Annotated in this window: 24 protein-coding genes and 2 tRNA genes; 1 reads left to right on the top strand and 25 read right to left on the bottom strand. The window is 57.0% G+C overall.

Annotation, left to right across the window (positions count from 1 at the left end):
• Positions 1-125 precede the first annotated feature (125 nt).
• Positions 126-632, top strand: coding sequence for a Crp/Fnr family transcriptional regulator (locus tag MNODULE_RS22005; RefSeq protein ID WP_168063345.1), 507 nt, complete (start codon positions 126-128; stop codon positions 630-632).
• A 10-nt stretch (positions 633-642) separates the two neighbouring features.
• Here MNODULE_RS22005 and MNODULE_RS22000 read toward each other — a convergent pair whose 3' ends face one another.
• The 25 genes from MNODULE_RS22000 to MNODULE_RS21880 all read right to left on the bottom strand — a co-directional run bounded on the left by MNODULE_RS22000 (position 643) and on the right by MNODULE_RS21880 (position 20,188).
• Complete coding sequence (locus tag MNODULE_RS22000; protein ID WP_168063344.1) at positions 643-1,725, bottom strand: ATP-binding cassette domain-containing protein; 1,083 nt, start codon at positions 1,723-1,725, stop codon at positions 643-645.
• Entirely contained in the window at positions 1,709-2,389 is a 681-nt protein-coding gene (gene modB / locus MNODULE_RS21995; protein WP_168063343.1) for a molybdate ABC transporter permease subunit, read from the bottom strand. Before modB ends, MNODULE_RS22000 begins: the two co-directional genes overlap by 17 nt.
• A complete protein-coding gene (gene modA / locus MNODULE_RS21990; protein WP_168063342.1) occupies positions 2,386-3,180 on the bottom strand; it encodes a molybdate ABC transporter substrate-binding protein in 795 nt (264 codons plus the stop codon). Before modA ends, modB begins: the two co-directional genes overlap by 4 nt.
• The gene (locus tag MNODULE_RS21985) at positions 3,177-3,689 is read right to left on the bottom strand and encodes a mismatch-specific DNA-glycosylase (RefSeq protein ID WP_168063341.1); all 513 of its coding nucleotides are present in this window, start codon (positions 3,687-3,689) and stop codon (positions 3,177-3,179) included. The genes modA and MNODULE_RS21985 overlap by 4 nt, the downstream gene beginning before the upstream one ends.
• A gap of 13 nt (positions 3,690-3,702) precedes the next feature.
• Positions 3,703-3,888, bottom strand: coding sequence for a hypothetical protein (locus tag MNODULE_RS21980; protein WP_168063340.1), 186 nt, complete (start codon positions 3,886-3,888; stop codon positions 3,703-3,705).
• A gap of 83 nt (positions 3,889-3,971) precedes the next feature.
• Complete coding sequence (locus tag MNODULE_RS25545) at positions 3,972-4,250, bottom strand: 4Fe-4S dicluster domain-containing protein (RefSeq protein WP_168063339.1); 279 nt, start codon at positions 4,248-4,250, stop codon at positions 3,972-3,974.
• Between the two features lie 20 nt (positions 4,251-4,270).
• On the bottom strand, positions 4,271-5,014 hold the full coding sequence (locus tag MNODULE_RS21970; RefSeq protein WP_168063338.1) for a 2-oxoacid:acceptor oxidoreductase family protein: 744 nt from the start codon (positions 5,012-5,014) through the stop codon (positions 4,271-4,273).
• 35 nt (positions 5,015-5,049) lie between these two features.
• Complete coding sequence (locus MNODULE_RS21965) at positions 5,050-5,928, bottom strand: thiamine pyrophosphate-dependent enzyme (RefSeq protein ID WP_168063337.1); 879 nt, start codon at positions 5,926-5,928, stop codon at positions 5,050-5,052.
• Positions 5,929-5,943: 15 nt separating this feature from the next.
• Positions 5,944-7,185, bottom strand: coding sequence for a transketolase C-terminal domain-containing protein (locus tag MNODULE_RS21960; protein ID WP_168063336.1), 1,242 nt, complete (start codon positions 7,183-7,185; stop codon positions 5,944-5,946).
• 79 nt (positions 7,186-7,264) lie between these two features.
• Complete coding sequence (locus MNODULE_RS21955) at positions 7,265-8,008, bottom strand: carbon monoxide dehydrogenase beta subunit family protein (protein WP_168063335.1); 744 nt, start codon at positions 8,006-8,008, stop codon at positions 7,265-7,267.
• A 181-nt stretch (positions 8,009-8,189) separates the two neighbouring features.
• A complete protein-coding gene (typA, locus tag MNODULE_RS21950) occupies positions 8,190-10,022 on the bottom strand; it encodes a translational GTPase TypA (protein ID WP_168063334.1) in 1,833 nt (610 codons plus the stop codon).
• Between the two features lie 164 nt (positions 10,023-10,186).
• Positions 10,187-11,092 carry a phosphoribosylaminoimidazolesuccinocarboxamide synthase gene (locus MNODULE_RS21945; protein ID WP_168063364.1) on the bottom strand — a complete coding sequence of 302 codons (906 nt, stop codon included), beginning with the start codon at positions 11,090-11,092 and terminating at the stop codon, positions 10,187-10,189.
• 76 nt (positions 11,093-11,168) lie between these two features.
• Positions 11,169-11,810, bottom strand: coding sequence for a histidine phosphatase family protein (locus MNODULE_RS21940; protein ID WP_168063333.1), 642 nt, complete (start codon positions 11,808-11,810; stop codon positions 11,169-11,171).
• A 244-nt stretch (positions 11,811-12,054) separates the two neighbouring features.
• Positions 12,055-12,129: transfer RNA gene (locus MNODULE_RS21935), tRNA-Gly, on the bottom strand.
• A gap of 55 nt (positions 12,130-12,184) precedes the next feature.
• Positions 12,185-13,324 carry a M48 family metallopeptidase gene (locus MNODULE_RS21930; RefSeq protein WP_168063332.1) on the bottom strand — a complete coding sequence of 380 codons (1,140 nt, stop codon included), beginning with the start codon at positions 13,322-13,324 and terminating at the stop codon, positions 12,185-12,187.
• The gene (locus MNODULE_RS21925; protein WP_168063331.1) at positions 13,321-14,463 is read right to left on the bottom strand and encodes a YjgN family protein; all 1,143 of its coding nucleotides are present in this window, start codon (positions 14,461-14,463) and stop codon (positions 13,321-13,323) included. The genes MNODULE_RS21930 and MNODULE_RS21925 overlap by 4 nt, the downstream gene beginning before the upstream one ends.
• Before the next feature lie 285 nt (positions 14,464-14,748).
• Positions 14,749-14,913: a hypothetical protein gene (locus MNODULE_RS21920; protein ID WP_168063330.1), complete on the bottom strand. Its 165-nt coding sequence runs from the start codon at positions 14,911-14,913 to the stop codon at positions 14,749-14,751.
• A gap of 34 nt (positions 14,914-14,947) precedes the next feature.
• Entirely contained in the window at positions 14,948-15,415 is a 468-nt protein-coding gene (locus tag MNODULE_RS21915; protein ID WP_168063329.1) for a hypothetical protein, read from the bottom strand.
• On the bottom strand, positions 15,415-16,230 hold the full coding sequence (rlmB, locus tag MNODULE_RS21910; RefSeq protein WP_168063328.1) for a 23S rRNA (guanosine(2251)-2'-O)-methyltransferase RlmB: 816 nt from the start codon (positions 16,228-16,230) through the stop codon (positions 15,415-15,417). The genes MNODULE_RS21915 and rlmB overlap by 1 nt, the downstream gene beginning before the upstream one ends.
• On the bottom strand, positions 16,227-17,708 hold the full coding sequence (gene cysS / locus MNODULE_RS21905; protein ID WP_168063327.1) for a cysteine--tRNA ligase: 1,482 nt from the start codon (positions 17,706-17,708) through the stop codon (positions 16,227-16,229). Before cysS ends, rlmB begins: the two co-directional genes overlap by 4 nt.
• Before the next feature lie 66 nt (positions 17,709-17,774).
• Positions 17,775-18,452, bottom strand: a complete 678-nt coding sequence (locus tag MNODULE_RS21900) for a protein-L-isoaspartate(D-aspartate) O-methyltransferase (protein ID WP_168063326.1) — start codon at positions 18,450-18,452, stop codon at positions 17,775-17,777.
• A 97-nt stretch (positions 18,453-18,549) separates the two neighbouring features.
• Positions 18,550-19,332, bottom strand: a complete 783-nt coding sequence (gene surE / locus MNODULE_RS21895) for a 5'/3'-nucleotidase SurE (RefSeq protein ID WP_181071175.1) — start codon at positions 19,330-19,332, stop codon at positions 18,550-18,552.
• A 160-nt stretch (positions 19,333-19,492) separates the two neighbouring features.
• Positions 19,493-19,569, bottom strand: a tRNA-Pro gene (locus MNODULE_RS21890).
• A gap of 1 nt (position 19,570) precedes the next feature.
• Positions 19,571-19,900, bottom strand: a complete 330-nt coding sequence (locus MNODULE_RS21885) for a MerR family transcriptional regulator (RefSeq protein ID WP_168063325.1) — start codon at positions 19,898-19,900, stop codon at positions 19,571-19,573.
• A gap of 12 nt (positions 19,901-19,912) precedes the next feature.
• Positions 19,913-20,188, bottom strand: coding sequence for an integration host factor subunit alpha (locus MNODULE_RS21880; RefSeq protein ID WP_168063324.1), 276 nt, complete (start codon positions 20,186-20,188; stop codon positions 19,913-19,915).
• Positions 20,189-20,333 lie beyond the last annotated feature (145 nt).

Below are 20,333 nucleotides of genomic sequence, written 5' to 3'. Positions count from 1 at the left end.
TTTCCTGACAAGAGGCATTGACACGCGATCCTCGTCTCATATATTGTGCCTACGGACGGGATGGCGTCTAAGAACAAGTTCGCAGACACGGAAACCCGATTGAGAATACAAGGAGGTGGATACGAATGGCAACCAAAACAACCGTTGAAGCGCTGAAACAGTTCCCCCTTTTTTCACAGTTGACGGTCGATGAGCTCCGGTATCTTGTCCAGAAGTTGGAAGAGCGGGAGTATAAGAAAAATGACGTCATCTATAAAGAAGAGGACCTCCCGGGCATTTTGTATTTGGTTCAGCGAGGGTCGGTGGAGATCACGAAGAAGACCCCCAGCGGCCATCGGCAGGTCATCGCGACCGTTCCCTCCGGACAATTCTTCGGAGAGCTCTCCTTCTTCGTGAGCCGGCGGCATGCGTCCCGGGCAAAAGTCACCGCGGACGGTTTGGTGCTTCTGCTCCATCGGTTTGTTTACGACGAGATGGAGAAAGAGCAGCCCGCGCTGGTCCATCAGCTCTTGAAAGAGATCATCTTGAAGATGAGTGCCAATCTGGACGCGATGAACGACCTCTTCCTGCAGACGATCAACTACACCTTTTACGGGGGCGGCAAGGCCGGAACGGTCGAGGAGGAGGATTAAAGGACCCGTTTCATTCCGTCGGAATCAGGTGAACCGAGGAGGCTTTGATCACCGCCGTGATCTCCGCGCCCGGCCGGAGAGAGAGTTCCTCCACCGCTTGACGGGTCACCAGCGCCGTCAGGGAGAAGCCGCAATCGATCACCACGCGGACCTGCGCGCCGACTGGAATGCACTCTTGTATGAAGCCGACGAGGCGATTGCGCGCGCTGCTCTGCGCCGGTCTTCCCCGCTCGAGGATCACCTCCTCGGCGCGGATCGAAACGAAACAACGACCGCCGGGGGGCGCCTCTCCGACGGCGATGATTCGTCCTTTCCCGACCTCCAGTACCACCCGCTCTTCCGAAGCAAGGATCACCTGCGCCGGCAACAGGTTCTCCACCCCGACGATCTTCGCTACCTCGGGACTGGCCGGTCTGCTGAAAATGTCGAGCGGGCGGCCCCGTTGAAGAATCACCCCTTCCGAGAGAATGATCAAATCTTCTCCCAACGTCATCGCATCAACGATGTCATGGGTGACGACCAATGCCGTCGCCCGCTCCTCCTCAACCCATCGCCGTACCTCCGCGCGAACAAGCGCCCGCGTGCGAAGATCGAGCGCGGAGAACGGTTCATCGAGCAACAATAAACGCGGCTTGGGCGCGAGCGCCCGCGCCAGGGCCACCCGTTGCTGCTCCCCCCCCGAGAGGGCCGCCGGAAATCGATTCTCCTTTCCGCCCAGCTGAAACCGGTCGATCCAACCGCGGACCGACCGCTCGCTCTCCGCACGGTTCCACCGGCGCAGGCCATAGGCGATATTTTCTTGAACGGTGAGATGGGGAAAGAGAGGGTAGTCCTGGAAGAGAAGGCCGACCGAACGCCGCTGCGGCGGAAGTGAGATCCCTTGCGACGCATCGAACCAAATCGTGTCGCCATGCCGGATCTCTCCCCGCCCCGGCTGAAGAAGTCCCGCCAGACAATGGAGCAGTGTGCTCTTGCCGCTCCCCGACGGGCCGAAGAGAACAACGATCCGGGGAGAATCGAGTGAAACGGAAAATTGTGCCTGCAGACCCCCGCCCTTCGGGAGGGGATAGTGGAGATCAACGTTCAGTTCCACCCTCTGCTCCTTGTCGCTTCCGGTTCATATAAGTCACGATGGAGAGGAAAAAAAACGAGAGGATCAGCAGAAAAAGGGCCGTCTTTCCCGCCGACCGATAATTGAGCGCCTGGACCTGATCGTAAAGATCGATCGACAACGTTCGCGTCACCCCCGGAATATTTCCGCCGACCATCAGGACGACGCCGAACTCTCCCAGGGTATGCGCGAAGCTGAGGACGAACGCGGTGATGATTCCGCTTTTCGACAACGGCAGGACGATCCGAAGAAAGGTCCTCCAACGCGACTCGCCGAGCACCCACGAGCTTTGAACCAATCGGGGATTCACCCCCGCGAAGGCCGTCGCCAGCGGCTGCACCGCGAAGGGAAGGGAGTAAAGAATGGAGGCGACCAAAAGACCGCCGAAAGTAAACGGTAAGGTGGTGCCGGCGATCGACTCATAAAAAGCGCCGAGCGGACTGTTTTGGCCGAACGCCATCAAAAGATAAAAACCGAGAACGGTCGGCGGGAGAACGATCGGAAGAGCGACCACCGCCTCCACCAAGAACTTCCAGCGCCATCGGGAGATGACGATCCAGTGGGCCAGCGGGATCCCGAGAAAAAGAAGGAGAACCGAGGTGAACGACGCCAACTCGATCGAAAGCCAAAGGGCCTCCCAGTTCATTTCGCCTCCGACGAGAGGGTGAAGCCATACCGCTCCAGAATGGCCTTCCCCTCCCCCTCTTTGATGAAATCGATCAGCGACTGCGCCAATGCCGCTTCCCGGCTTCGACGCAAAATCACCGCCGCCTGGTGCAGCGGGGGATAGGCGTCGACCGGGACCAGCCAGAATCGCCCCTTCTCTTTCATCGGCGCGGCGCTCGCATGAGAGAGGGAGAGCAGGCCGATGTCGGCATTCCCCGACTGAACGAACTGGGCCGCCTGCGAGATGTTCTCTCCGAGGACAAGACGGGATTGCACCCGCTCATAAAGCCCCGACGATTGCAGCGCCGACACCGCCGCCTTGCCGTAGGGGGCATGGGCCGGATTGGCGATGGCGACTTTCCGGACCGACGGGTGAAGGAGGGCCTGCATCTCCTCTTTGGCGACGTCGATTGGAGACCCGTTCGGCACCCAGAGGACGAGCCGTCCGGTGGCATATCGGAAAAACGATTCCGGAATGGCCAGTCCCGTCTCGATCAACCGCTTCGGATACGACTCGTCGGCCGAAAAGAAGAGATCGAACGGCGCGCCCGCCGTGATTTGTGCAACGAAGCTCCCGGAGGCGCCGAAGGAGACTTTCACCCTGCTCCCCGTCGACTTCTCGAAGGCCGATGCGATCTCTCCCATGGCGAACTGAAGGTCCGAGGCGGCGGCGACGGCGAGGGTCGGCGAAGAGGACGCCGCTCCGTTCGATGAAAATGCGATGATGACGCAGATGAAGACGAACAGCCCCAGTACGCCGATCCGCCTCACGCCATTTTCTCCCTTCGAAACCGCTCGAGCTCCTTGAACCAGAAGAGAACCGTCTCCCGAGGATAACCGGCGTTTCGCCGGCTGGTTGAAGGGACGACGAAGACGCGGCTCTCCCCGATCCTTTGGGGTTTGGCCCCCGGCCCTTCATTCCGGCCGAAGAGGGCTCGGTATGCGGTCAATCCATTCAAACAAACGATCCGCGGACGGTACATCCTGATCTTATTTTGAACGACGATCGCTCCGGCTTCAAATTCGGCTCTCGTCAAATCAGATGCGCTGTCGGAGGAGCGCTTGACGACGTCGGTCAGCCCGATCCCGAATCGGACCAGTTTCCAATCGTCCTCCGGTTTGAGCGGATGCGGAAGAAGGCCGCTCTCGTGGAGCATCGGCCAGAAGAGGTTCGTTGAACGGGCGTAGTAGTGTCCAACCTGAGCGGAGGTGGTTCCCGGGTTGATCCCGACGAAGACGATCGAAAGATCGGCCTCCAGGATGTCGGGGAGCGGCGTCATCGTTTTGGCCCCCTCACTCCGACTGGCCCGGCCGGAGCGGCTCGTGGCAGACCTCGCAGTGAAAGGCGTCGGGATCGTTCTGATGGCGGCATTCCGGACAGGCCAAATAGCGGCCCTTCGAGGAGGGGAATTCGGTTAAACACTTGTCGCACCAGGGCATGGCCGGATCGTTCTCATGGCCGCACTTTTGACATTTCATGACCGACCTCAACTTAAAATAAAATGGGCCGACCTGATTGTATCAGATCAGCCCATCGATGTGAATGGTGAATGCCGTAGAGACTATTTCGTTGTAACGAGGGTGTCTTTGAATCCGACATTCCGGATTTCGAATCCGTTCTTTAATTCGGTAATCGGGACCATCTTAATCGCGTGATGCTTCGCCAAATCATCGCAAACACCGACGCAAATCTCGCATCCTTTGCATCGGTCTACCGCGACGTAAGCCGTTGCCCGGACCGAATCGTATAAAATCGTATTGGACTCCGGACAAAACTGGGTGCAAAGCCGGCATTTCGTTGCACCGCAAATGTCTACATCAATATCCGCGACTGAATACATCCATCACCTCCAAATGTTGATTAATTCACACCCGCTTTTTGCAGCTTGTCCGAGGCGGTGACCCGATCTTTCTGCCACTGATTCCACCCCTGTTCGATCGCGTACTCATGGGCCGCCTGTACCACCGCGAAATTCTTCGCCACCAGTTCCGCTTTTTTGGCGAACTTCTTTTCGATCACATTGTCCAGCGAAGCGGTTCCCCCCGAGACGACGAATCCTTTCCCGAGAAAACGCTCTTTCACCGACTGCTCCAATGATTTCAAATCGGGCATCTGAATAATCCCTGCGATGGCGCCGCACATGGCCATGTTGGTCGCCAGGTCGGTCCCGCCGACCTCGTTGGCGATCTTCGTCGCGGGAATGTAGCAGATCTTCGCGTTGTTTTCCTCCAGCTCCCGAACCTGATCCGGAATCATCGGAACGGGAGCGTCGCTGTTGATCAACACGACCCCGTCTTTCTTCAGCCCCCAATAAAACGGCATCGTATAGGATTTGCCATGGGTAATGACCTGAGGATGGAAAATCATGATGATGTTGGGATAAATGATCTCCCCGATTTCATAAATCTTCCCCGACGCGATTCGGACGTAGCTTTCGACCGGCGCCATCCGTTTCTCGGACCCGAAGAAGGGAACCAGCGTGCTCTCCCCTTTTCCGATGATCACCCCGTTGCTCAAGATATGGGAGGCGGTAACCACCCCCTGACCTCCGATGCCAGCCATTCGGATGTTAAATCGCTTTACTCCCGTATCGATTGCCGCCATGCTCAACCTCCTCTTATCGTCTACTCGCCGTTGTCCTATTTTGTCTGAGGCGCTTTCAGTTTCCGGCGATCGGCCTCTGACTTTTCCCAATAGGCTTTGGCGTCGTCGGTCATGTATTCCATAAAACCATAACGATCTTTTTCGACTTCCCGGGCGTCATCCATCACCTTCGGCGTCGGGATCGCATATTCGATGTTGCAGGAGGTATAGGCCTGGATGTAGGTCGGGCCGACCTCACGCGCGATCAAAACCGCCTTCCGGACGGTGTTCGCCACGCGGGTCGGATTGGTCGGGGCGATTCGGGCGATGTAGGCCACGCCGGAGGTCTTCGCAAGACCGATCATATCCATCTTTTCGAATTTTTTCCCGTTCGGGGCCATTTTCAGAACCATCCCCTTTTGGGTCATCCCGCTCTCTTGTCCGCCGGTATTTCCGTAGACTTCGTTATCGAGCATGATGGTGGTGAACTTCTCTTTCCGGAACCAGGAGTGCATCACCGCAGAGAAACCGATGTCGGCCAATCCGCCGTCTCCCGCCATCACGATCACATCTTTCGGCTTGTCTTTGAAGCGAACCGAGAGACCGCGCTTCAATCCGCTGGCGACCGCATTGGTGTCTCCGTAGTTTCCGTAGACGAATGGAATCGCCGCCTGGCTCAACGCCAACCGCCCGCAGCCGGCGGTCCCGATAATGACCGAATTCTCGACGCTCGGCAACGCAAGAAGGGTCACCCGGATGAAGAGGGTCATCGCGCAGCCGGCGCACATCGGATGTTCTTCGAGAATTTCCTTGAATGACCCGAGCTCCGAGACCTTTCTCTCCTTCGTAAAAGGACCGTTCTCGACGAGATCCTGATATTCCTTCGGTAAAAATTTCTGGAAACCGGGAGAGACGCGAATTGTTTCTAAAGCCATGAGAGAACCTCCTTTTTACCGTCTGTTTGGAGTACCCATAATGTATTCCAAGATCAACTCCGTCGGCATCGACATCCCGCCGAAGACCCTCGGCCCGGAGATCACCCGCTCGCTTCCTCGGATGGTCGACTTCACTTCTTTGGCGAGCCAGCCGACATAGTTGAACTCTGGAACAAGAATCTTTTCAGCATGATCGAGCGCCGCCCTAACCTCTTCGGCCGGGAAAGGACGGACTGATTTGATCTTCACCAAACCGACTTCAATCCCCTGCTCGGCCGCCTGCCGGACCGCTTCGCGGGACTGCGAAACGGCGGCGCCCGAGGCGACGATCATGATCTTCGCTTTCGGATTGACCACCTCGACCAATCCTCCCAGCCATCGCTCGATCCACTTGCGAGAACGCTCCTGCGCCGCCCAGATCTCCTGCTGCCAGGAAGCATGCATCTGATAGGAGATAAAGTTCGATTTCTGAATCGGCGCGTCGCGCGAAATGCGGATTGGCGGATTTTCGTTATCCATCATCGGCACCGCTTCATGATAACAATCCCGGGGAGGAAGCTTGATATCCGCCGCTGGAAGCGACACCCATCCGCGCGCATGCGTGACGAAGAAACCATCCACCGCCACCGCGACGGGAAGGGTGACCTCCGGCTTCTCGCCGATCATAAACGCCGCAAGCGCATAATCATAAAAATCCTGCTGGTTCTCGGCATGGAAGAGAAGGCAGCCGGTATTGAGCATGTAGGAGAGCTCGACATTGTCAGGCTGAATCGCCAGCGGGGCGTTGATCACCCGGCACATAATCAGAAGAACGGCCGGGAGACGTCCGCCCGGCCAGGAGGAGATCACCTCAAGACCTCTCATTAGGCCCGGTCCGGCGGTTGCGGAGAGACAACGCACTCCGGAGCGGGAGGCCCCGGCGATCGCCGACATCACGCCATATTCTTCCTCGCCGCGATAATAATCTTTGACGTACCCTTCGGCGTAGAGATAACCGACCTGCTGCATCGTTTCGCTCTGAGGAGTGATCGGATAGGAAATCGCCACGTCGACATTCGCGCGCCGGATCGCCTCTTTCGCCGCCTCGCTCCCCGTAATAAACGTTTTCTCGCGGGGAGCTTGCAAAAACAGATAATCGGGATCGACGACTCTCTGCGCCGCCGCTCCCTTCTTCGCCTCTTTCGTGGGGGCCGGGGCCGCCGTGATGACGTCTCCCTGTGGGTTTGTTTTAACCTCTTCTCCGAGTCCTTCGCTCATTATTCGGTGACCTCCTTATTGAGGGCTCCCCAAAAAATCTCTTGGGGGTCAATATCAAAATAAAAATTCAACCAGCGGGTTATTCTTCGTTCTCGTCCAACCCTTTTTCCAAATCGTGCGCGAAACCGGCCTCGACCATCTCCTCTTCAGGCTTCACCGCCTCGACCCCGGTCAGCCCCGCAATTTGGGCCCATCCGGAGGGGATGATTCCCTGGCCCTCGTACAGCGGCTTGATCCCGTTCTTCTTCACCCGTTTCAGCGTCTCGGCAAAATTCTTCAGCTTTTCAGCCGTGAACTGGGGGACGGAGGCCATCGCATCTTCATGGCCCGCTTCGGCGCAGAGGGCGATGGTGTAGCAATTCGTTCCCGCACGGATCATCTTGAGGGTGATATTCGCGAAATGGCAGTGGACACCGATGAAAACGCATGCTTCGATTTTATTATGCCAGATGGTGAGATTGGGATGGCATGGATTGATCACCGCTTCCGGATCGATCTTCGGATAGATCGGACGATAATCGGGCATAGGGATAATGCGAACGCCGGGGATTTCCCGCGCCACTTCAAAAAAAGGAGCTGACTTCTCGATGGTATGTTCATTCCATCCCCACAGCATCAGCGGTCCCGGGAAGAGCGTCGGGTTTTTCCGCGTCAGCATGGCAATCGCCGCGGCCTCCATCGCCTTTTCTTCAGGGACGATCCTTCCTTCGACCAAACCCTCTCCATCTTCCGGAAGATGAATCCCCATGATCGCAGCGGCAGGGGGGAGAAGCCCCTCCGGACCAGTAAGAACACGATAGGCGGGCTCTTGCGTCTGCTTCATTACAACTCCTTATTTTCTCAGGTGAATGACCGAAGGCTCGATCACTGATTGAATGAGTGGGATACCTTTAAAATATTTTTCATAATATAACAGCGGAAGAACGCTTGTCAAATCAAAAATCGCTGCCAAAACACCTTTTTCCATCCAGAATCAAAGGTCTGCCCAGGCAAAGAGGCAAACCCTATTTTTTGGCCAGACGCTTCCGGTCGAGCTCGCTTAGGTATTTTTTCCGCAATCGGATTGTCTGAGGGGTGATTTCCAGAAGTTCATCGTCCGCAAGAAAGGCAATCGCCTCTTCGAGGCTCATTTTTCTCGGCTGAGTCAATACAAGGGCGTCCTCTGCAGTGGAAGAGCGGAAATTGGTAAGGTGTTTCTTTTTAGAGGCATTCACAACCAGGTCGTTTGCCCGGGAATGCTCGCCGATCACCATTCCCTCATAAATCTTCTCTCCGGGAGAGACGAAAAGAACGCCTCGTTCTTGAATATGATGGAGCGAAAAGAGGATCGCCTCGCCGGTTTCCATCGAAATCAGCGCCCCCTTTGTTCGAGAGGTGATCTCTCCCTTGTGCGGTTGGAAAGAGGAAAAGGTGTAGTTCATGATCCCCGTGCCGCGGGTGGCGGTTAAAAATTCGGATCGGTAACCGATCAATCCTCTGGAGGGGACCTCGAATTCGAGACGAACGTGCCCGCCGAGCGTGTTTCCCATGTTGACCATCTCTCCCCGCCGCCGGCCGAGCCCCTCCATCACCGTTCCGATATAGGCCTCTTCGATATCGAGCATCAGACGCTCGATCGGCTCATAGGTTTTTCCGTCGATCTCTTTTAAAATGACGGTCGGCCTCGAAACGGCGAACTCATAACCTTCCCGGCGCATCGTCTCAATGAGAATCGAAAGATGGAGTTCTCCCCGTCCCGACACCTTGAAAACATCGGTGTTGCCCGTGTCTTCGATTCGGAGGGCGACGTTTGACCGGAGCTCTCGATAAAGCCGCTCCCGAAGGTTCCGGCTCGTGACGAACTTCCCCTCTTTCCCGGCGAACGGAGAGGTGTTCACCATGAAATTCATCGAAATGGTCGGCTCGCCGATGGAGATCGTCGGCAGCGCCTCCGGCGCATTCGGATCGGCCAAGGTGGCGCCGATCTGCGCCTCTTCAAAGCCGGCGACGCCGATGATCTCACCCGCGGCCGCTTCGGCCAACTCCACCTTTTTCAGCCCCTCATATCCGATAATTCGCGTGACCTTTCCCTTGATATTCGCTCCCTCTCCCTGAACGAGGGCAAGGGTCTCTCCGACGCGAATTTTCCCGCGAAAGATCCGCCCCAACGCGATCCGGCCGACAAAATTATCATAATCGAGAGAGGTCACCAGCATCTGCAACGACGCCGTCTCATCTCCGGCAGGAGGACCGACCCTTGAGATAATCGTGTCAAAGAGGGGCGAGAGATCGGTGGAGGAGTCCTCCAGGTTCAGCTTGGCGAAGCCCGCTTTGGCCGAGGCGTAAACGATCGGAAAGTCGAGTTGGTCGTCATTCGCCTCCAATTCAAGGAAAAGATCGATCACCTGATCGACCACTTCCTTCGGTCGGGCGTCGGCCCGGTCGATTTTGTTGATGACGACGATGGGGCGGAGGTTGAGCTCCAGCGCCTTTCTGAGAACAAACTTGGTCTGGGGCATTGCCCCTTCAAACGCGTCCACCAGCAGAAGAACCCCATTCACCATGTTGAGGGTCCGCTCCACCTCTCCCGAGAAATCGGCGTGGCCCGGGGTATCGACGATGTTGATCTTGAACTGCTTATAGTGAACCGACGTATTCTTGGCCAAAATCGTGATGCCGCGCTCCCGTTCCAGGTCGTTGGAGTCCATGACCCGCTCGACGACCCCTTCATGGGATTTGAAGGCCCCTCCCTGCCGGAGCATCTTATCCACCAAGGTCGTCTTTCCATGGTCGACGTGCGCGATAATCGCAATGTTTCGAATATCTTCTCTCAACTTGTTCTGGATTTCGGCCTTCATGCTTCTGTCGATTCCCTCTCAAAAAAAAACCCCAAAAAGCTTTGGGGTTTGTGTGGATATACGCGGACCCAAAAAAGTGACGTGGAACGGATTATAACACTCTACCGCCGGTTCGTCAATCAATATACTCCCGATCCCAGCGGACGGCCCTTACTTTGCCACCCTTACTTTGACAAACGTTCGAGGGCTTCAAAATATTTCCGGCTCGTCTGCTCCACCACCGAGGCGGGGAGATGAGGCGGAGGGGGAGTGCCGTTCCAATTGACCGAGAGGAGATAGTCGCGGACATACTGTTTGTCAAAGCTCGGCTGCCCCTTGCCGGGGGCGTAGGTGTCCATCGGCCAGAAACGGGAAGAGTCGGGGGTGAGGAGTTCGTCGATCAAAAGGGGGCGTTTCGTCTTCGGATCGAGACCGAACTCCATTTTGGTATCGGCAATAATGATCCCCCGCTTTTCGGCATGCGCCGCCGCCTTTTTATAAATGTTCAGGCTGGCCGCGCGGACTTCTTCCGCGAGGGAGACCCCGACCGTCGACTTCATCTCTTCGAAGGAGATGTTGATATCGTGGGTTCCCATCGGCGCCTTGGTCGAAGGGGTAAAGATCGGCTCCGGAAGACGGGCCGATTCAACCAGGCCCGCCGGCAACTTCTCGCCGCAAACGGTCCCTGTCTTTTGATATTCCTTCCAGCCGGAGCCGGAAAGATACCCTCGGACGATGCATTCGACCGGAAGCGGCTCGGCCTTCCGAACCAGCATGCTCCGCCCTTCCAGAACCTCCCGATAAGGACGGCACTTTTCAGGGAAGCGGTCAAAATCGGCGGTGATCACATGGTTCGGGACCGAATCGTCCATTTTCGCGAAGAGGTCGAACCAATGCAGAGAGAGCTGTGTGAGGACATAACCTTTTCCGGGAATTCCCTCCGGAAGGACGACATCGAAAGCGGAGATCCGGTCGGACGCAACAAAGAGGAACGCGTCTCCCAGATCATAAATATCGCGCACCTTCCCCCGCTTCGGTGTTCCCAAGCCGGAAAGTTGACTCTCCAAGAGAATGTCTTTCGGTACCTTCATTTTCATCCCCATAACCTCCGCTCCCTCTTGTTTTAGAAATCGTTCCTTTTTATCCTACCCGCGACCCGATTGTCAATCAGCCGTTGATCAGTTTCACGACAGCTCTGTTTTTGAAGTAATCGATGATGTTCAACGCGGCATATTTTTGCTCGATCCGGAAAAGGGCCGTCGGGGACTGTCCAAGCGCGTCGGCGAGAAGAACCTTGTTGACCCCGCCATGCGCGACGACCGCCACCTCTTCCCCCGCATGCTTCCTTAAAATGATCTCAAAGGCCGCCAATGCCCGCTCTCCAACCTCGCGATACGACTCTTCCCCTCCCGGGCGGCTGTCGGCCGGATTCGTCAACCAGGCGGACCATCCCTCCGGGTCTCGGTTTGAGATCTCCTCTGCGTTGAGTCCCTCCCAGAGGCCGAAGTTCTTCTCTCGTAACTCAGACATCTGGAAGAGGGAAGCACCGCATGCTTTTGCAATCGCCTCTCCTCCTCGGACACTTCGCTGAAGGTCACTCGTATAAACCGCTCGGATCGGACAGGAGGCAAGGCGCGCCGCGACCTCTTCGAGCTGCAAAAGCCCTCGCGGAGTGAGCCCGACATCGGTTTGGCCGTTGAAGGTCCTTCGCTCGAAGGTCGTTACCTCCCCGTGGCGGAGGAGATAAACGCGGGTGGGCCGATCTTCGGGGAGGAATTCAAAGCGAGGGTTTCCGTCGCACCATTTCATTCCGTTTTGGTCCTTATCATAAACATAAAAAAACCGGGACCTTTAAAAAGGGCCCCGGCCGATATCGTTGGAACGGGAGACGGGATGGCTCCCCACAAAACGGGGAGCGCGTCGTTTGGAAGCTTCGCTCTATCTTTGTTCCGAACTTGCGGTTCCACCGCAAGTTCGGTGCGCCGTCGAACCCGCAGTGGTCGCGGGGAGACACCAAACCCCGTGTGAACCGATTACAAAATTTATGACAAATTGGAGCGGGAGACGGGATTCGAACCCGCGACCAAGAGCTTGGGAAGCTCCTACGCTACCACTGCGCTACTCCCGCATAGGCTGGAAATCTTATCTGTTTCGAAAATCGTTGTCAAGCGTTTGAGTGTCATTCATTCGATAGACGGCTGCCCGGCCTGCGATTGGCAAATGTGGAGGAGCTCTTCCCATCGGTCGTCCGGAAGGAGATGGACGAACGGGCCTTGGGCTTCTTTCGCCAGACTTTTCAGCCGTTCGATCCGCTCCTCCGTCAGCGGATGGGAAGAGAGGTACTTCAAAGCGGCCGGCATTTCCATCCCTTCTTTTTTGATCATCTCGAAGAAGGTAATCATTCCCTTCGGGTCGATCCCCGCGTCAATGAGCATCCGCATTCCCTCCCGATCGGCCTCTTCTTCATTCTGCCGGCTGTAGTGCATCAGCCCCAATGTCTTCGCGCTCTGGAGTCCGAATGCAATCCCTCCCGTTGAATCTCCGGTCAGGGCCGAAAGGAGCAGCCCCATCGACGTGTCCTGCAGAATCGATCGCGTGGCGTGGCGCCGAAGATTGTGCTGCAACTCATGCGCGAGGACGGCGGCGAGCTCCTCCGCCGTCTGCATCCGCTCCAGCAGCCCTCGAAAGATCACCGTGGTCCCGCCCGGCACGGCAAAAGCATTGACCAGCGGATGATCGACGACGATGACCCGAAAGCGGTACGGCGCATCCGGAAGAGAGCCGGTCAACTTTTTAACAAGATCCTCGATGAGGGCCGATTGGCTCTCTCCTCTGCATCGGCTCTCCGGCGGGACCCATTGGTCGACGATCGCCTCCCCCATCCGCTCCTCCCAGGAGAAGGGAACATGCGGGGTGAGCATCGAAGCGAGGGCGGGAATGCCCCAAAAATAAAAGGTGAGTGAAAAGACGACTGTAAAAAGGGCGGCAAGGAAAGCGAGTTTCAGACGCCGCTTCCGCCGGGTGGGGTCGTTGAAGTGGGCCGCCTGATCGGGGGCCAAACGGTGAAGCGCATTCAAGAATCCTTCTTCCGAGATGAGAAGGATCTGCGGGTCGGGCCCGCCCCATTCCAACCGGATCTGCTCGCCCGGGTAGAAGCCCTGCGTCTGGCGAATCTCGCGATAAGGCCAGAAGAACGTCTTCTCCCGCTCGGTCGTCACCTTCAGACCGCTGCCGGTGAGGAGAATGATTGCCGTTTGCCGATGGGCGGTTTGACCGTCGAGGTAGTAACCGCGCCACTCCATCGGCAAAGGGGAAGGGTTCAAGCGGCACCGAAATCGGAATCGAGATTGAGAAGCCCGCCCAGCCCCTCCCCGGTGGCCGAGGCGCTCTGGCTCTCCTGCTGAACCGACGCCAGATCGAGCGGGCCTTCCATTGTGAGGTGAGAGAGGGTGTAGCGAATATTTCGGACGACCACCCATGGCCAGGCAAGGCCCAAGGTCATCAGGAGAAGAAAAATATTTCCGAGATTCAGAAGGAGCAATCCCCCGCCGGTCATGGAAGCCCGGAAGCGGGCCGCGCCGAAGGTGGTCTGCTCCCACAAATATCGCTGCTTTTTAGCAAGAAACCAAAACCAGTAAAGACCGAGGGTCAAGATCGATAGAAAAACAGCGGCCGCAAAACTTCCCCAAAGATCGCCCCCTCGCCCGTTGAATTCCCATTTCTTGCTTCCGAAGTAGGTGTGCGTCGCCATGAATCGATATTGATCGACCATAAAAATCGGATAGTAGAGTCCCAACGTCACGAGGCTGAGGAGGGTTCCCCCGATGAAAAGCTTGATGAACGGGGCGGCCTCTCCGCGAAACGAAAACCGGATCCCCCGCCAGGAGGTCCGGCTCAAGCGATACCGGCGCGCCCCGACCATGGCAAGGGGAATGAAGGTCAATAAGAGGCCATACGCAAGAAGGAGAACGCCGATTTGGGCGGTGAGTCCCCCGGGGACAAAAGGAACCGCCTGGAAAAGGGCATAGAGGAGACCGAATACCAGGGCCGACTTGAGGAATCCGATGAAGAGCTCTTTCCCGGTGCCGTGATAGGCAAATCGGTCTCCGTTGAACGCCATCTGCCCCCAAAGGTAGTTGCGGACGCGGACCTTTCCCCAGAAGTGATAAATGCCGAGGGTCACCAGGGTCAGAAACATGTTGATGATCCGGATGGCAAAGAGCGCCCCTCCTGTTCCATGGAAGGAGAGAGGGTGGACGAGGCCTGTCCCCCCCGCGTTGACATCGGTCTCGGTCGCCTCGGATTTCGGCGCCTCTTCCCTTTTGATCGGATGAGGGACGGCAGGCCGCGGCTCGATTGGAAGATCGGAAACGATCCCCGCGATCGGCGCGCCGCACGCTTTGCAGGCCGATCGGGCCAGCTGGGTCAATCCGCATTTGGAACACCGCATGCTTCCGGTCATTGTAGACTCCTCGCCTGAGAAACCATCCTCAGCCTATTTCGGACAGAACCGCAACTCTTGGAAAGTAAGTGTAGCATGCGGCTTCAATTCCGCAAGCAGCTTAGCCTGTATTATTCCAAAAGGGGATGTCCCTTAGAATCGAGGGGTGGTCGGGAATGCCTCTGCGGAGGGAGGATCGATCAGGCGAAATCATGGCCGGAATGCACAAACGCCGACCGGTCCGCATCGAGGATGGCGGGCCCGGCCGGTGCCGGAAAAGAGACCTTCGATCGGTAAGGATGATCGCTAGGTTTTGTTGGAATGTTTTTCGACGAATTTCTTGATCTCGTCGAGATTCTCCAAAATCAGCTTCGCTTTCTTCAAGCCAAACTGAAACGGAAACTTATCATCAGGTCCCTGGCTCAAGACCAGCATTGGGTTTCCTTTAAATTCGGATTCGGATGCAGGCATTTCTCTTCTCCTTTTTATGAAGAAGGCCCCTCGATTACGAAGGGATCTTCTTTTCCATTGTGCCGACCGACGGCGCGACCAGGTAGCTCCGACTCCCCAACGCCAAAGCGAAACCGACCGCCGCGTAGATGACGCCGATGACCAGCGCCGGGGCTCCGAAAAAACGGATGGTCCGGCCGATCAAAATCATAACGAGAATCAACAGCCAGCTTTTTACGCTGAAGGTCATGTAGAAGGGGCTCTTCTCGGGAAGCTGCTCGATTCGGGCGATGTTCTTTTTGGCAATCTTCGGGAGAACAAAGTTCCCCTTCGCGAATCCGATGATGAGCGCGATCAGCAACCCGATTCCTTCGGCGATTCCGGGCGTCCCCCTGGCCGGGTCGAGCTCGCTCATCGTTCGTCCGCCGAAAAGAAAAATTCCCCCGGCGATCAGCAGACCGGTGCCGACGAGTGCCCAGAGCAGGAACGCCAATTTCAGATGGGTGTCGCGTGATACCTCCATTAATTTTCTCCTTTCTTTAATCTTTCGTTGCGTTGCCTTAAAACCTCATACGCGACCACGCCGACGGCGACCGAGACGTTGAGCGAAGAAACCTTCCCCCGCATCGGCAGCGAGACGACCTGATCGCAGTGCTCGAGCACTTTTTGATGGACCCCTTTTCCTTCCGCTCCGACGACGACGGCGACCGGATCGGCAAAATCATAATCCAAATAGGAAGTCTGCGCCCCCGCCTCGATACCGACGGTCCAGATATTTTCTTTCTTCAGCCGGTCGATGGTCGCCGAGATATTCACCACCCGCGCCACCGGGACATGGACCACCGCGCCGGCCGACGCTTTCGAGACCACGCCGGTCAACCCGGCCGCGCGCCGCTCCGGGATGATGACCCCATGGACGCCGACCGCATCGGCGGTCCGGATGATCGCCCCCAAGTTGCGCGGGTCCTCGACCTCATCGAGGACCAGGAGAAAAGGAATTTCCCCGCGCCGTCGAATTCCTTGCAGAATCTCATCAAGCTCGGTATAACTTTGGGCCGAGAGGAGGCCGACCACCCCTTGATGTTTGGCGGTCTTGGCCATTCGATCGAGCACGTCGCGGGGAACCGTCTGGACCGTCGCCCGCTGCTGCCGGGCATTGGACCGGATCTCGTCGACCTCCTGGCCGCCGCGTCCCGGCGCAAGGAAAACCTTGTTCAGCCGCCTCGCCCGGAGCGCCTCCAGGACCGGATTGATCCCGTAGATCACCGCCTCTTCGACGGAGACCGAAGGCCGCGGCTCCCTTGGTTTTGGATCTCTGGGAGGTTTCTCTCTTCTCATCGCTTCACCCGCGTTGTCCCGTCCGGCCGGTCTTCGAGGACAATCCCCGCTTGGGCCAGCCGATCCCGGATCTCATCCGACTTCTTCCAATCTTTCTTCCGGCGCGCCTCCTCCCGCTCGCGGACGAAGGACTGAACCGTATTGTCATCAATCGAGACTTGAAGCGAGGCGTTCACACCCGCAATATCGTATCTACCCGGTTCCGCTTCTAATGTGTGGAAGGGCCACATCGACGGCGGAACTCGGAAAATCCCCAGGACCCCGCCGAGATCTCTCAGAAGATCTCTCGCCGGTAGAACAGAGGTCTGGCTGGCTTTTGACATCTGAACATTGATCTCGGAACGAAATTCCTGGAGCACACCGATCGCGCGGGCCGTATTGAAATCATCGTCCATTGCCGCTTCAAACGCTTCTCGATACCGCTCCCACCCGGTTGCGTCTTTTTTCGCTGATGTTGAAGATCCCCCCGTCTCCTCCAAATTTCTAAAGAGTTCATAAAAGCGAGCAAGACCGCTTTTCGCCGTCTTGAGACTCTGATCGGAGAAATCAAGCGGTGATCGATAATGCGTCGAGAGGAGATAAAAGCGGATCACCTCGGCAATGACCTCGTCTTTTCGATAAACCGGGCGCAACTTCTCGAAAATCTCTTTCACCGTAAAGAAATTGCCGAGAGACTTCGACATCTTCTCCTGATCGACGGTCACAAAGCCGTGATGGACCCAGGAGCGGACGAATTCTTTTCCGGTCGCCGCTTCCGATTGGGCGATTTCGTTTTCATGATGCGGGAAGATCAAATCCTTGCCGCCGCCGTGCAGATCGAGGGTCTCCCCCAACAGCTTCATCGACATCGCCGAGCACTCGATATGCCACCCCGGTCTCCCCATCCCCCAGGGGCTCTCCCAGGCCGGCTCCCCCGGCTTCGACGACTTCCAGAGGGCGAAGTCGAGCGGGCTTTTCTTTCGCTCGTCGACCTCCACCCGCGCGCCCGAAACCATCTCGTCGAGCTTCTGCTTGGAAAGCTTTCCGTACGAGGGGAACTTCGCCACCTCATAATAGACATCCCCCTCTACCGGATAAGCGATCCCTTTCGAAATCAATGTCTCGATCAGCCCGATCATTTCGGGGATGTATTCGGTCGCCTTCGGCGCCGACGTGGGGGGCCGCACCCCCAGCCGGGCCATGTCCTCTTCGTAGGAGGCGATATACTTTTCAGCAATCTCCTTCCACTCCTTCCCCTCCTGCTGCGCGCGGCGGATGATCTTGTCATCGACGTCGGTGAAGTTTTTAACGTAGCGCACCGAGAGCCCCTTGTACTCCAGATAGTTTCGAACCACGTCGAAGACGATCGCCGACCGCGCATGGCCGAGGTGGCAATGATCGTAGACGGTCACGCCGCAGACATAAAGGCGGACCTCTTTGTCCATCATCGGGGACCACGGCTCTTTTTCGCCGGAAAGAGTATTGCTGATTTTTAGCATCGATTATTCCTGCTGAACGGCCTAGTATGATTTCAGGCGGGCTGCGGTGTCAAGATGCGGACGGTATCATTTATGAGCGTCCGTTCCCGTCGATTCCTCATCCTTGCTCCAACCGGACGCCCCCAAGAACGGAACAAAAAGACAGGGTGTGATCGAGACGGTGACAGGCCCCTTTTCTTCCTTGACGATCTTCTTCAGCGTTTGCGACGTCCGCTCTCCGATGGGGATGACCATCCGACCCCCGACCTTGAGCTGATCCATTAAGACCGACGGAATTTGAGGCGCTCCCGCGGCGACCAAGATCGCGTCGAACGGGGCCTCGTCCTTCCAGCCGAACGAGCCGTCGGCCTGACGGATGACAGCGTTCCGGTAGCCGAGCTCTTCAATCATCTTCCACGCCTTCGAAACCAAAAGCTGAATCCGTTCGATCGAACAGACCCGCGCCGCCAATTCCGCCAGCACCGCCGTCTGATAGCCCGATCCGGTCCCGATCTCCAACACCTTCTCGGTCCCCTTCAGCGCCAGCGCCTCCGACATCAACGCCACCATGTACGGCTGGGAGATCGTCTGCCTTTCCCCGATCGGAAGGGCATGGTCGCCGTAAGCCCGGTCGCGAAACGCCTCCTCGACGAAGAGATGCCGGGGGACCTTCCGCATCGCCGCCAGCACCCGCTCGTCCTTGATCCCCCTGGGGATCAGCTGGTCTTCGACCATGCGGCGCCGCGCGGTCTCAAAATGATTCATGGTTGTTCTATCTCTTGCAGGAACAAGCCGGCTTCTCCGTCCGGTCTCCCTCTCCGATGGCAATCATCGGAGCGGTTTGATCCGGACCTACCGCAACTTAGCGGATCTCCGTCTCCAGCTGCTCTTTCCAGGAGCGGAGCCGTTCGACCGTTTCGTGATGGGTGAGATCGAGATGAAGCGGGGTCACCGAGATCTCCCCGCGCTCGACCGCCTCATGATCGGAATTCTTCCGCTTCTCCCATTTCATTCCGTTGAGGCCGATCCAGAAATATTTTCTCCCGCGCGGATCGGCGTTCTCGATGATGGTGCTGTCGTCGAAAACCCGCTTGCCGAGCGTAGTGATCCGAACCCCCTTGATCTCGTTCGGGGGAAGATTCGGGGCATTGACGTTGAGGAAGACCTCCCGCGAAAGCCCCTCCTTCAGAACCAGCCGCACCAGCCCGACGGCAAACCGCGCCGCCGTTTCGAAGTGATACTGGCCGTCGCCCAGTTGGGAGAAAGCGATCGAAGGAATCCCGAGAAGGGTCCCCTCCATCGCCGCGGAGACCGTCCCGGAATAGGTCACGTCGTCGCCGAGATTCCCCCCCTTGTTGATCCCGGAAACGATCAGATCGGGTCGCGACCCCTTCAGCAAATAGAGCACCCCGAGATTGACGCAGTCGGTCGGCGTCCCGTTGACGCTGAACACCCCCGGACGGATCTCGTCGGCGCGAAGCGGCTTATGAAGGGTCAGGGCATGGCCCGCCGCGTTCCGTTCGCGATCGGGGGCGATCACCACCACCTGGCCGACCTCTTTGAGCGCGTCGGCCAGCTGATGCAGGCCGGGCGAGTGGACGCCGTCATCATTCGTCGCCAGAATGACCTTTTCCTTCTTGCTCAAAACAAAAACCTCTCTACCCTTACCGGAGCAGAGGCGCGGCGCCCCGGCACAAAACAAAAAAAGCTGCCAAGCAGCTTTCAGATCTTATCTCAATGACCCTGGGCCTGTCGGTGAGCGGTCTGACCTCTCTTCACGAAAGATGGACCGCTCACCTACAAATTGGTCGGGGCGACTGGATTTGAACCAGCGACCACTCGCACCCCAAACGAGTGCGCTACCAGGCTGCGCTACGCCCCGCCTAACTTAAAATGTGTAAAACTTCTTCCAGTTCCCTTCGAACCCGATCGAGGGTCTCTTCGTGACGAGGCTCTCTCATCGGCGGCTCCGATGGAACGGGGGCGCCGTTCAATTTCTTCTTTGCCCCCGCGATCGTCATCCCCTCCTGGTAGAGGAGCTTCTTGATCTGAAGGATCAGATCGATCTCCCGCTTCGTGTAGACCCGTTGGTTTCCTTTACTCTTCTTCGGATGAAGGGCCGGGAACTCCGATTCCCAAAAACGAAGGACGTATGCTTCCAGGCCGGTGAGCTGACTGACCTCCCCAATCTTATAAAAGAGTTTGTCCTGCATCCTCTCCTATGCCTATTGGTTGACGAACTTTTTAAAGACCTGGCTGGGTCTGAATGTCACCACGCGGCGGGGGGTGATTCCGATCTCCTCGCCTGTCTTTGGATTTCGACCCTTCCGAGCCCGCTTCTGTCGAACGACAAAATTTCCAAAACCGGCGATCTTGACCATCTCCCCTTTCTTGAGGACCTCCTTGATTGAGTTTAGTATGGCTTCAAGAATATCGGCCGATTCCTTCTTAGAGATCCCTAACTTATCGAAGACTTCATTGGCGATGTCGGCTTTTCTCATCGTGACCCCTTTCTTTGGTCCATCCGGCTGGGTTTATTCTTGAAGACCGTCTCCCCTTTCGGAGAGCTTGCAAATTGGCCATAAAATACAATAGGTTGCCGATAATGTCAAGTGTTTTATTCGTAGGGAATACGGAAGAGAAGAG

Source organism: Candidatus Manganitrophus noduliformans (assembly GCF_012184425.1).
GTDB lineage: Bacteria > Nitrospirota > Nitrospiria > SBBL01 > Manganitrophaceae > Manganitrophus > Manganitrophus noduliformans.
The sequence above is the reverse complement of the archived record's forward strand: the minus strand, read 5'-3'. Positions and strand labels throughout refer to the sequence as shown.